This is a genomic window from Stenotrophomonas sp. Steno-C17 (assembly GCF_056393165.1).
The window spans coordinates 25,444-37,840 of record NZ_JBWJPD010000008.1 but is presented as its reverse complement, the minus strand read 5'-3'; the positions used below and the strand labels follow the sequence as shown (position 1 = coordinate 37,840).

10 protein-coding genes are annotated in these 12,397 nt (G+C 63.7%); 9 read left to right on the top strand and 1 reads right to left on the bottom strand.

The annotated features are described in order from the left end of the window. Window positions 1-2 precede the first annotated feature (2 nt). Complete coding sequence (gene rpmH / locus AC06FA_RS08970; protein ID WP_005411729.1) at window positions 3-143, bottom strand: 50S ribosomal protein L34; 141 nt, start codon at window positions 141-143, stop codon at window positions 3-5. A gap of 254 nt (window positions 144-397) precedes the next feature. On the opposite strand from rpmH, the gene dnaA reads away from it, so the two are divergent. The 9 genes from dnaA to exbB all read left to right on the top strand — a co-directional run bounded on the left by dnaA (window position 398) and on the right by exbB (window position 12,350). Next, window positions 398-1,729 carry a chromosomal replication initiator protein DnaA gene (gene dnaA, locus AC06FA_RS08965; RefSeq protein WP_312706463.1) on the top strand — a complete coding sequence of 444 codons (1,332 nt, stop codon included), beginning with the start codon at window positions 398-400 and terminating at the stop codon, window positions 1,727-1,729. Between the two features lie 276 nt (window positions 1,730-2,005). Further along, the gene (dnaN, locus tag AC06FA_RS08960) at window positions 2,006-3,106 is read left to right on the top strand and encodes a DNA polymerase III subunit beta (RefSeq protein ID WP_005411731.1); all 1,101 of its coding nucleotides are present in this window, start codon (window positions 2,006-2,008) and stop codon (window positions 3,104-3,106) included. Window positions 3,107-3,909: 803 nt separating this feature from the next. Continuing rightward, window positions 3,910-5,004: a DNA replication/repair protein RecF gene (recF, locus tag AC06FA_RS08955; protein WP_478067991.1), complete on the top strand. Its 1,095-nt coding sequence runs from the start codon at window positions 3,910-3,912 to the stop codon at window positions 5,002-5,004. A gap of 111 nt (window positions 5,005-5,115) precedes the next feature. Further along, window positions 5,116-7,575, top strand: a complete 2,460-nt coding sequence (gene gyrB / locus AC06FA_RS08950) for a DNA topoisomerase (ATP-hydrolyzing) subunit B (RefSeq protein WP_478067990.1) — start codon at window positions 5,116-5,118, stop codon at window positions 7,573-7,575. Between the two features lie 67 nt (window positions 7,576-7,642). Further along, on the top strand, window positions 7,643-8,488 hold the full coding sequence (locus AC06FA_RS08945; RefSeq protein WP_478067989.1) for a lysostaphin resistance A-like protein: 846 nt from the start codon (window positions 7,643-7,645) through the stop codon (window positions 8,486-8,488). Between the two features lie 69 nt (window positions 8,489-8,557). Next, the gene (locus tag AC06FA_RS08940) at window positions 8,558-9,364 is read left to right on the top strand and encodes a M48 family metallopeptidase (RefSeq protein ID WP_312706459.1); all 807 of its coding nucleotides are present in this window, start codon (window positions 8,558-8,560) and stop codon (window positions 9,362-9,364) included. Window positions 9,365-9,495: 131 nt separating this feature from the next. Then, window positions 9,496-10,683 carry a tetratricopeptide repeat protein gene (locus AC06FA_RS08935; protein ID WP_478067988.1) on the top strand — a complete coding sequence of 396 codons (1,188 nt, stop codon included), beginning with the start codon at window positions 9,496-9,498 and terminating at the stop codon, window positions 10,681-10,683. A gap of 144 nt (window positions 10,684-10,827) precedes the next feature. Then, complete coding sequence (locus tag AC06FA_RS08930) at window positions 10,828-11,496, top strand: energy transducer TonB (RefSeq protein WP_108763509.1); 669 nt, start codon at window positions 10,828-10,830, stop codon at window positions 11,494-11,496. A 92-nt stretch (window positions 11,497-11,588) separates the two neighbouring features. Continuing rightward, a complete protein-coding gene (gene exbB, locus AC06FA_RS08925; protein WP_108747910.1) occupies window positions 11,589-12,350 on the top strand; it encodes a TonB-system energizer ExbB in 762 nt (253 codons plus the stop codon). The last annotated feature ends 47 nt before the right edge of the window (window positions 12,351-12,397 follow it).

Sequence of the window (12,397 nt, the reverse complement as noted above, 5' to 3'; positions counted from 1 at the left end):
AATCAGGCGCTCAGGACTTTGCGGCCCTTGGCGCGGCGACGCGACAGGATCTTGCGGCCGTCAGCGGTCTTCATACGGGCACGGAAGCCGTGGTCGCGCTTACGCTTGAGGTTGCTGGGCTGGTAGGTGCGCTTGGTGGCCATGTGGGCCTCTCGTATGAATGGGACGGGAAAGAACCGGAAATTCTAGAGAGGTCGCCCCCCTCCCGTCAACCCCTGTTGACTACGCGAATTCACCGGCCTGTGCAATAGCTGTGGATGTTTTTGTGAATAAGTGGGGGACAACCATTCCGAAGGCGCGCGCGCGGTGGTAGTCTGAGCCATCCATTTCCCCCTTTCCGGCCTGTGTCTGGGCGCGTTGTCGCGCCTATCCACCGGCCACCGGACGATTATTGCCGATGGATGCCTGGACCCGAAGTCTCGAACGCCTTGAAGCGGAGTTCCCGCCGGAAGACGTTCACACCTGGTTGAAGCCGCTGCAGGCCGATCTGCGCGTGGACAGCCTGGTGCTGTATGCACCGAACGCCTTCATCGTCGACCAGGTACGTGAGCTGTACCTGGCGCGCATCCGCGAACTGCTGGCCCATTTCGCCGGTTTCAGCGACGTTTTCCTTGAAATCGGCTCGCGCCCGCGGCCCTCGGACACGCAGAACGCGCCGGTTTCGAGCCCGGCAGCGGCCGTGGCCGCCGAACCGCAGGTGCCGTTTGCCGGCAATCTGGACAACCACTACACGTTTGCCAACTTCGTGGAAGGCCGCAGCAACCAGCTGGGTCTGGCCGCGGCGTTCCAGGCGGCGCAGAAGCCGGGCGACCGCGCGCACAATCCGCTGCTGCTGTACGGGGGCACCGGCCTGGGCAAGACCCACCTGATGTTTGCCGCCGGCAACGCCATGCGCCAGGCCAATCCGGGTGCGAAGGTGCTCTACCTGCGTTCGGAACAGTTCTTCAGCGCGATGATCCGGGCCCTGCAGGAAAAGACCATGGATCAGTTCAAGCGCCAGTTCCAGCAGGTGGACGCGCTGCTGATCGATGACATCCAGTTCTTCGCCGGCAAGGACCGCACCCAGGAAGAGTTCTTCCACACCTTCAACGCACTGTTCGACGGCAAGCAGCAGATCATCCTGACTTGCGACCGGTACCCGCGCGAAGTGGAAGGCCTGGAAGCGCGCCTGAAGTCGCGGCTTGCCTGGGGCCTGTCCGTCGCGATCGAACCGCCGGACTTCGAGACGCGCGCAGCGATCGTGCTGGCCAAGGCACGCGAGCGCGGCGCGGAGATTCCCGATGATGTTGCGTTCCTGATCGCCAAGAAGATGCGCTCCAACGTGCGCGACCTGGAAGGTGCGCTCAATACCCTGACCGCCCGCGCCAATTTCACCGGCCGCGCGATCACCACCGAATTCGCCCAGGAAACCCTGCGCGATCTGCTGCGCGCCCAGCAGCAGGCGATCAGCATTCCCAACATCCAGAAAACCGTGGCCGACTACTACGGGCTGCAGATCAAGGATCTGCTGTCCAAGCGTCGGACCCGTTCGCTGGCCCGCCCTCGTCAGGTCGCCATGGCCCTGACCAAGGAGCTGACCGAACACAGCCTGCCCGAGATCGGCGACGCCTTTGCCGGTCGCGATCACACCACGGTGCTGCATGCCTGTCGTCAGATCCGCACCCTGATGGAAACCGACGGCAAGCTCCGCGAGGACTGGGACAAGCTGATCCGGAAGCTGAGCGAATGATGCACCGACGCCGATAAGGCGTCATCGCACAAAACGGTGCAGAATCCGGTAGCAAGCGCGGGATGAGTTGTGGATAAAAAAGCGGTTTGAAATCGCGGCAGATTTATCCACAGCTTTCCCCACCCCTTGGGGGTCGGTAATGCAGAGGGTTTCGCGGTCTGAAAATCCTTTTATTACAAAGACTTAGGGTTGTTTTCCAGCAATTCTGTCTCTACCAGCACCACCAAGCTTTTGATTTATTCCACATTTTTTTAAAGCATAGGGGCACGGAACCACATGCGTTTCACACTGCAGCGCGAAGCCTTTCTCAAGCCGTTGGCACAGGTCGTCAACGTGGTCGAACGCCGCCAGACCCTTCCGGTTCTGGCCAATTTCCTGGTCCAGGTGCAGAACGGCCAGCTGTCGCTGACCGGTACCGACCTGGAAGTGGAGATGGTGTCGCGGATCGCGGTTGAAGATGCCCAGGACGGCGAAACCACCATTCCCGCCCGCAAGCTGTTCGAGATCATCCGCGCCCTGCCCGACGGCAGCCGGATCACCGTCTCGCAGACCGGTGACAAGATCACCGTGCAGGCCGGTCGCAGCCGCTTCACTCTGGCAACGCTGCCCTCCAACGACTTCCCGTCGGTGGACGAAGTGGAAGCCACCGAGCGCGTGGCCATTGGCGAAGCGACCCTGAAGGAACTGATCGAACGCACGGCGTTCGCGATGGCCCAGCAGGACGTGCGCTACTACCTCAACGGCCTGCTGTTCGATCTGCGCGGCGATGCCCTGCGGACCGTGGCCACCGACGGCCACCGCCTGGCCCTGTGTGAAACCGATCTGGCCAAGCCCAGCGGTTCCAAGCGCCAGATCATCGTGCCGCGCAAGGGCGTGACCGAACTGCAGCGTCTGCTGGAAAGCGGCGATCGCGAGATCGAGCTGGAAGTTGGCCGCAGCCACGTGCGCGTGAAGCGCGACGATGTCACCTTCACCTCGAAGCTGATCGACGGCCGCTTCCCGGATTACGAAGCGGTGATTCCGATTGGCGCCGACCGCGAAGTGAAGGTGGACCGTGAAGCGCTGCGTGCCTCGCTGCAGCGTGCCGCGATTCTGTCCAACGAGAAGTACCGCGGTATCCGCGTGGAAGTCTCGCCGGGCAACCTGAAGATCAGCGCGCACAACCCGGAGCAGGAAGAAGCCCAGGAAGAGATCGAAGCCGACACCACGGTCAGCGACCTGGCCATCGGCTTCAACGTGAACTACCTGCTGGATGCCTTGTCCGCGCTGCGCGACGAAGAGGTCATCATCCAGCTGCGCGATTCCAACTCCTCGGCGCTGGTGCGTGAATCCAGCAGCGAGAAGTCGCGCCATGTGGTGATGCCGCTGCGTCTCTGACCTGGCGCCTGTTCCACGTGAAACAAGAAAACGCCCGGATCATCCGGGCGTTTTTTTTTGTTCCACGTGGAGCATTGCCGCTTCCGGATCTTTGAGTTCATGCATGGTGGCATTGGCAGAACCGCGCGTGAGCCAACGCGCCGAGCGCTATTCCATCGAAAGCTTGGTTGGAGCAATCCTGCGGAGTCCTGTTCGGCGAGAGTTCGCGGCCTCTGCTGACGTTACTGTCCACAGGCCTGGATTCCTGCGTGCGAGGGCGTCCCAAGCTTTTAAATCTGGGTATAAATCTAAAGCATGGCGGTGCTGGTAGAGCCAGATTTCGTGGAAAACATGGTTATCTATTTGATTTTTAACGGGTTTATGCGCCTGAAACCCCCTGTATATCGGGCTCTGGGGCTGGGGGGGAAGCTGTGGATAGTTTTCCCATCGGCGAAAAGAGCCTTTTTTATCCACAGATTGCCCATCCCTTGTGCATAAGTCATACAGTGCCGCTGTGGACAGCGTGGAACGAGGTGCATGAATTTCTTGAAATCTGTGGAACGCTCCACTGCCCTGCCCTTCAGATTTCAAGAAATCGGCGGGGCGTATCGCTTGGGTGTCAGGCTGCATCGCTTTGTGAAGCACCAGACCAGCCTCGATTCGTTGGATTCTGCGCACGCCAGGCCTGGCCTGCGCTGCAGATTTCAAGAAATTCGCGGGGTTCAAGCAGCTCCCATGGCTGGCGGCGGCGCGCTTGACCGATGCAGTAAGCTGATGGATTCCCTGCCCTGCTTCCGCCCTGCGCGGATGGTCTCCTGCTTCCCATGCTGATCCGCCGCCTCGCCCTGAACCAACTGCGCCGCTTCAGTGCGGTGGACCTGTCGCCGCAGCCGGGCTTGAACCTGCTGACCGGCGACAACGGTGCGGGCAAGACCAGTGTGCTGGAGGCCCTGCATCTGATGGCCTATGGCCGCAGCTTCCGCGGACGGGTGCGTGATGGGCTGGTCCAGCAAGGCCAGGACGCGCTGGAAATCTTCGTGGAATGGGACGAACAGCGGTCCAACCACCCGCCGCACCGCCGAAAGGCAGGCCTGCGCCACAGTGGGCAGGAATGGAAGGGTCGTTTGGATGGCGAGGACGTTGCCCAGCTGGGCAATCTCTGTGCAGCGTTGGCAGTAGTTACGTTTGAGCCCGGCAGCCACGCGTTGGTCAGTGGCGGCGGCGAACCGCGCCGTCGCTTCCTGGATTGGGGCCTGTTCCACGTGGAACCAGACTTTCTTTCGCTCTGGCGCCGCTATTCCCGCGCTCTGAAGCAACGCAATGCCCTGTTGAAGCAGGGCGGGCCCTCGCGAATGCTGGATACATGGGATCACGAGCTGGCCGAAGCCGGTGAACCGTTGACCAGCCGACGCCAGCACTATCTGGAGCGGCTGCAGGAACGGACAATCGCCCTGGCGTCCGAGTTGGCGCCGCAACTGGGCATCCAGGGCCTGAATCTCAGCCCCGGCTGGCGCCGGCACGAACTGCCGCTGGCCGATGCACTCCTGCTGGCCCGCGAACGTGACCGCCAGGCTGGTTACACCTCAGTGGGACCGCATCGGGCCGACTGGAGCGTGGATTTCCACAGCATCCCCGGTCGCGACGCGCTGTCCCGCGGGCAGGCCAAGCTCACAGCACTGGCCTGTCTGTTGGCGCAGGCCGAGGACTATGCCGAACAGCGTGGGGAATGGCCGGTGATCGCGCTGGATGATCTGGCCTCAGAGCTGGATCGCACCCATCAGGCCCGTGTGCTGCAGCGGTTGCTGGCCGGGCCGGCGCAGATCTTTGTCACCGCCACCGAAACGCCGGTCGCCCTGGTGGATCTGCCCGACATCACCCGGTTCCACGTGGAACATGCACGGATCGTGGCTGTGCCATAGTGGCAACATCAGGGCCCGCAAGGCCCGGCTGGTATAATTCACGCTGCACCCCTACTTTCCCGGCGCACCGCTTCACGTGGTGCCCGACCTGCGGAGCCTACGGCAAGCGCAATGACCGACGAACAGAACACCCCGGTAAACAACGGCAACTACGACGCCAACAGCATCACCGCCCTGGAAGGGCTCGAGGCTGTCCGCAAGCGTCCTGGCATGTACATCGGTGACGTCCATGACGGCACTGGTCTGCACCACATGGTGTTCGAGGTTGTCGACAACTCCATCGACGAAGCGCTGGCCGGCCATGCCGACCACGTCGCGGTGACGATCCACGCCGACGGCTCGGTGTCGGTCTCGGACAACGGCCGCGGCATCCCCACCGGCAAGCACGAGCAGATGAGCGCCAAGCTCGGCCGCGAAGTATCGGCCGCGGAAGTGGTGATGACCGTGCTGCACGCCGGCGGCAAGTTCGACGACAACAGCTACAAGGTGTCCGGCGGTCTGCACGGCGTGGGCGTGAGCGTGGTCAACGCGCTGTCGCAGAAGCTGCTGGTGGACGTGTTCCAGAACGGGTTCCATTACCAGCAGGAATTCAGCGATGGCGCCGCAGTAACGGCCCTGAAGCAGCTGGGTCCGACCACCAAGCGCGGCACCACCGTGCGCTTCTGGCCGTCGGTGGTGGCGTTCCACAACAACGTGGAATTCCACTACGACATCCTGGCCCGCCGCCTGCGCGAACTGTCGTTCCTCAACTCCGGCGTCAAGATCGTGCTGGCCGATGAGCGCGGCGATGGCCGTCGCGACGACTTCCACTACGAAGGCGGCATCCGCAGCTTCGTGGAGCATCTGGCCCAGCTGAAGACCCCGCTGCACCCGAACGTCATCGCCGTGACCGGTGAGCACAACAACATCGTGGTGGACGTGGCGCTGCAGTGGACCGACTCCTACCAGGAGACGATGTACTGCTTCACCAACAACATCCCGCAGAAGGATGGCGGTACCCACCTGGCCGGCTTCCGTGGTGCGTTGACCCGTGTGCTCAACAACTACATCGAGCAGAACGGCATCGCCAAGCAGGCCAAGATCAACCTGACCGGCGATGACATGCGCGAAGGCATGATCGCCGTGCTGTCGGTGAAGGTGCCTGACCCCAGCTTCTCCAGCCAGACCAAGGAAAAGCTGGTCAGTTCCGATGTGCGCCCGGCCGTGGAAAACGCCTTTGGTGCGCGCCTGGAAGAATTCCTGCAGGAAAACCCCAACGAAGCCAAGGCCATCGCCGGCAAGATCGTCGATGCCGCGCGTGCACGTGAAGCGGCGCGCAAGGCGCGCGATCTGACCCGTCGCAAGGGCGCGCTGGATATCGCCGGCCTGCCGGGCAAGCTGGCCGACTGCCAGGAAAAGGATCCGGCGCTGTCCGAACTGTTCATCGTCGAGGGTGACTCGGCAGGTGGTTCGGCCAAGCAGGGCCGTAACCGCAAGAACCAGGCCGTGCTGCCGCTGCGCGGCAAGATCCTCAACGTGGAACGTGCGCGTTTCGACCGCATGCTGTCTTCGGACCAGGTCGGTACGCTGATCACCGCACTGGGCACCGGCATCGGCCGCGACGAGTACAACCCGGACAAGCTGCGTTACCACAAGATCATCATCATGACCGACGCCGACGTCGACGGCGCCCACATCCGCACCCTGCTGCTGACGTTCTTCTACCGCCAGATGCCGGAGCTGATCGAGCGCGGTTACGTCTACATCGGCCTGCCGCCGCTGTACAAGATCAAGCAGGGCAAGACCGAGCTGTACCTGAAGGACGATCCGGCGCTGGACAGCTACCTGGCCAGCAGCGCGGTGGAAAACGCCTCGCTGGTGCCGGCGTCCGGCGAACCCGGCATCGAAGGTGTCGCGCTGGAAAAGCTGCTGCTGGCCTACGCCGCTGCGCAGGATGCCATCGCCCGCAACGCGCACCGCTACGATCGCCTGCTGCTGGAAGCGCTGGTCGATTTCGTGCCGATGGATGCGGAAAGCCTGCGCAACGCCCCGGCCGACGAAGGGCTGGACGCACTGGCCAAGCAGCTCAACCAGGGCAGCCTGGGCAGCCCGCGTTTCACCCTGGAACTGCAGGACGCCACCGAAGAGCGCTCCGCCGCTGTGCTGGTCACCCGCCGCCACATGGGCGAGGAACACCTCCAGGTGCTGCCGCTGTCGGCCTTCGAAAGCGGCGAACTGCGTGCCATCCATCAGGCCGCCAAGCTGCTGCATGGCCTGGTGCGCGAAGGCGCCACCATTGCCCGCGGCGCCAAGTCCATCGAGGTGGACAGCTTCGCCAAGGCACAGAACTGGCTGCTGGACGAAGCCAAGCGTGGCCGCCAGATCCAGCGTTTCAAGGGCCTGGGCGAAATGAACCCGGAACAGCTGTGGGATACCACGGTGAACCCCGACACCCGTCGCCTGCTGCAGGTGCGCATCGAGGACGCGGTCGCTGCTGACCAGATCTTCAGCACCCTGATGGGCGATGTCGTCGAACCGCGTCGTGACTTCATCGAAGACAACGCGTTGAAGGTCGCCAACCTGGATATCTGACACACTCGACTGCTGGCCGGCGCGCGGGGAGGCGCGCCGGCCGTTGTCCCTCGACCACAGGTACCCGATGTCCGCTTCCGCTCCGGTTTCCGCACCGCCGCCGGTTCCCCCGGCGTCCGCCGCGCCCCGCGCCTCCTCGCCGCTGGCCGGCTTCTTCATCGATCTGGGCATTGCCGCCGTCGCCCTGTTCGGCCTCAGCCTGATCAGCGGCATGGTCTGGGGCCTGGCGCGCACCGTGTCGATCAGCGTGGCCAATGCCAACGCCGGTGGCGCAGCGGTCGATGCCGGCGCCCTGGCCGACCGGCTGGGGCAACCGGGTGCGCTGGCCCAGGTGATCATGGCGCTGGTCGCTACCGGCGGCGCCGCACTGCTGGTGTACTTCTGGCGGCGGCCGGCCAACGCCGCCGAACGCCAACGATCGCTGCAGGCGCTGCGCCGCCCCGCCACCTGGGGCTGGACCCTGCTGGTGGCCACCGGCATCGTGATCGGCAGCAACGGCATCGCCTTCGTGGCCAAGCAGCTGGGCGTCGAACCGGTGCCCACCAACCTGCATCTGATGCAGAACGCCGTGGCCCAGTTCCCGGTGTTCCTGGTGCTGTTCGCGGTGGTGCTGGCCCCGGCCTATGAAGAACTGCTGTTCCGCCGCGTGCTGTTCGGGCGCCTGTGGCAGGCCGGGCGCCCCGGGGTGGGCATCCTGCTGAGCAGCCTGGCGTTCGCCCTGATCCATGAAATTCCCGGCACCAGCGCCAACGGTCCGGCCGAGATCGCCCAGCTGTGGCTGGTCTACGGGGGCATGGGCGCTGCGTTCTGCTGGCTGTACAAGCGTACCGGTACGCTGTGGGCGGCCATTGCCGCGCACGGGCTGAACAACGCCGTGGCGCTGGCGGCGCTGGTATTTTTCGGTGCGACGTAAGGCCACGGTCGCTTGACGAAAGATTAAGCAGGTACGGTACACACTGCCTGCATGAACACGGGGGATTCCATGAAATCACTGTTGCTCGCCCTGCTCATCACGTTGTTGGTTGCGTCCTGTGCGACCACTACTTCGCCTACCGGCCGTCGGCAGATGGTGGGCGGCGTGTCGCAGGCCCAGCTGGACCAGCTGGGGGCGCAGGCATTCGCCGAAACCAAGCAGAAGGAAAAGATCAGCACTGACGGTCGCCAGAACGGCTACGTGCAGTGCGTGGTCAATGCGCTGGTGGCCCAGTTGCCCGATCAATACCGTGGCGTACGGTGGGAGACGGCCGTGTTCGTCGACAAGGAACCCAACGCCTTCGCCTTGCCCGGCGGCAAGGTGGGCGTGAATTCCGGCATTTTCACCGTGGCGAAGAACCAGGATCAGCTGGCGGCCGTCATCGGCCATGAGATCGGCCACGTCATCGCCCGCCACCACGAGGAGCGCATCACCCGGCAGATGGGCGCGCAGACCGGTCTGGCGGTGCTGGGCGCGTTGGCCGGTGCCTACGGCGGCGACGGCGCCGCCAGCACGGTGAACCAGCTCGGCGGCATGGGCGCGCAGGCCGCGTTCCTGCTGCCGGGTTCGCGCACCCAGGAAAGCGAGGCCGATGTGATCGGCCAGCGGTTGATGGCCCAGGCCGGTTTCAACCCCGCCCAGGCCGTGGATCTGTGGCAGAACATGATGGCCGCCAGTGGCGGACGCAGCCCGCAATGGCTGTCCACCCACCCTGATCCGGCCAACCGTATCCGCGAGCTGCAGCGTGACGCGCCCGCCCTGGCGCCGGTCTATCAGCAGGCGCAGGCGGCCGGTCGCCGGCCAAAGTGTGGGTGAGTGCGCAGATTCATGCTGTACTGCAGCACATAAAACGATTTCTCATGCCATCCGTTTCTGATACGTTTGGCGGCTCAGATTTTTCTGACAGTCCGACTTTGCCGCTCCGGGCGGTTCGATCGAGGTGAACGATGATTTTCCGTAACCACAAAGCTGTGCTTTCCGTCCTGATCGCCACTGCCCTGACCGGCGCCGTGGTCACCGATGCGTTCGCGCAGTCCTCGCGTTCGTCCGAGCGTGGCAACCGCGGTGGCAAGCAGGCCAAGGCCGAAGTGCTGTACCCGAACGCCACCCGTGAGGAGCCGAAGGAAAAGGCATCCGCGAAGATGGGCAAGCAGCTGCAGAAGCTGATTGACAGCTACAACGATCAGAAGTTCCCGGAGACCCTGCAGATTGCCGGCGAGATCCTGGGCAACAGCGCGTCGAACAACTACGACAAGTCGCTGGCTGCACAGCTGGCGTCGCAGGCCGCCTACCAGAGCGATGACACCCCGGCTGCGCTGGGCTACCTGAAGCAGGTGCTGCAGCTGAACGGCCTGGACAACAACGGCCACTACCAGTCCATGCTGATGCTGGGCCAGCTGCAGCTGCAGGAAGACCAGACCGCTGAAGGCCTGGCCACCCTGGACAAGTACTTCGCCGAGAGCAAGTCGAACAAGCCGGAAGAGCTGATCGCCAAGGGCCAGGCGCTGTACCAGCTGGAGCGTTACCAGGAAGCGATTCCGGTCCTGCAGCAGGCCATTGCCGCCTCGCCGGAGCCGAAGGACAACTGGAACCAGCTGCTGATGGCCGCCCTGGCCGAAGCAGGCCAGACCGGCGAAGCGGTGAAGACCGCCGAAGCGCTGGCGGCGAAGAATCCGAACGACAAGAAGGCGCAGCTGAACCTGGCCAACATGTACATGCAGGCCGACCAGATGCCCAAGGCCGCCGCGGTGATGGACAAGCTGCGCAGCAGCGGCCAGCTCACCGAAGAGCGCGAGTACAAGCAGCTGTACTCGATCTATGCCAACACCGAGAACAAGGAAAAGGACGTCATCGGGGTCATCAACGAAGGGTTGCAGAAGGGCATCCTGAAGCCGGATTACCAGGTTTACCTGGCACTGGCCCAGTCCTACTACTACTCCGACCAGGTCCCGCAGGCGATCGAGGCGTGGCAGAAGGCTGCCCCGCTGTCCAAGGACGGTGAGACCTACCTGAACCTGGCACGCGTCCTGCATGCCGAAGGTCGCATTCCGGAGGCCAAGCAGGCCGCCCAGCAGGCGCTGGCGAAGGGTGTGAAGAACCAGGCTGATGCCAAGAAAATCATCAACCTGAAGTAAGTAGGAATAACGCCTGAACGCCTGCGAGATTAATGCGCAGGCGCTCAGGATTGGTATAAGCTTGGAGGTTCCTGCGGTGTCATGCACCGCTGATCAGGGATCCCGCCCCCCGGGACTCCGGCCCCACTATTGAGCTCTTGGCGCATGACGGAACAACTAGTCGTTCACCGGTACGAACAACCCGATGACAAGGGGCTGAGCTGGCCTCGCATCGTCGGTATCGCGTTTGTAATCGCCCTGCATCTGGCCGCCTTCATGATGCTCCTGATCCCCGCTGTGGCCCCCAAGGCCGTGGCTGAGAAGGAGCGCAACGTCATGGTGACCATCGTCGACGCGCCGCCGCCTCCGCCGCCGCCGCCGCCGCCGCCGCCGCCGCAGGACACCCCGCCGCCGCCGGTGAAGAATCTGTCGCCGCCGAAGCCGTCGCCCGTCCCGCCGCCGCCGCAGGCGCCGGTCGTCGACGTGCCGGAACCGCGCCCGAACGATATCGTCACCCCGCCGTCGCCTCCCGCACCGCCGGCACCGCCGACGACGATCGAGGCCAGCGTCGACATCTCGTCGAAGGCCATGAATCCGCCGCGCTACCCGCCGGCCGCTTTCCGCGCTGGTATCCAGGGCGAAGTGATCCTGATCATTGATGTCGATGCCAACGGCAACGTCACCAATGTCACGGTGGAAAAGTCCAGCCGTAACCGCGACCTGGACCGTGCTGCGATGGAAGCCGCGCGCAAGTGGCGTTTCAACGCCGCTGAATCTGGCGGTAAGAAGGCTGCTGGTCGCGTCCGCGTCCCGGTCAACTTTGCGCTGAACTGATGCGAGCGGGTGGCTGCGGCCACCCCCTCCTCCGGTTCGATTGTCTAGCTTAGCTACACCCTTTATCACCACACACAACAAAGGTAAGCGTCATGCTGCAGGAAATTTTCATCGCCGCTGCTGCCGGGGGCAATCCGTCCAACGCCCTGTCGCAGATGGGCTTCGAGCACCTGATCCACGAAATGACCACCAAGCCGGGTGATTTCGCCGTTTCCTGGGTCGTGCTGCTGACCCTGGTCGTCATGTCGGCCATGTCCTGGTACTGGACCGTCATCAACATCTTCCGCGCTACCCGCCTGAAGAGCGCTGCTGACCGCGTCGTCAGCCTGTTCTGGGATACCCCGAACGCGCAGGACGCCATCCGTGCGATGGAAGAGCAGCCGGCTTCGGAGCCGTTCTCGAAGATCGCCCTGGACGCTGCGCAGGCTGCTGCCCACCACCAGCGCGCTGAAGGCGGCGCCACCGGTGGCCTGGGCGAAAACCTGAGCCGTTCGGAGTTCGTCGACCGCGCCCTGCGTCAGGCCGTCACCCGCGAAAGCAACAAGCTGCAGTCGGGCATGACCCTGCTGGCCACCGTCGGTGCAACCGCTCCGTTCGTCGGTCTGCTGGGTACCGTGTGGGGCATCTACGGCGCGCTGATCAAGATCGGTGCCACCGGCTCCGCTTCGATCGACGCCGTTGCCGGCCCGGTGGGTGAAGCGCTGATCATGACCGCGATCGGTCTGTTCGTCGCGATCCCGGCCGTGTTCGCCTTCAACTTCTTCAGCAAGATCAACAGCGCGACCATCAGCAAGTTCGATACCTTCGCGCACGACCTGCACGACTTCTTCGCCACCGGTTCGCGCGTCCGCTAATTGCGACGCGCTGTACCCAGCGAGAACGTAGTCAACACGATCTAGAC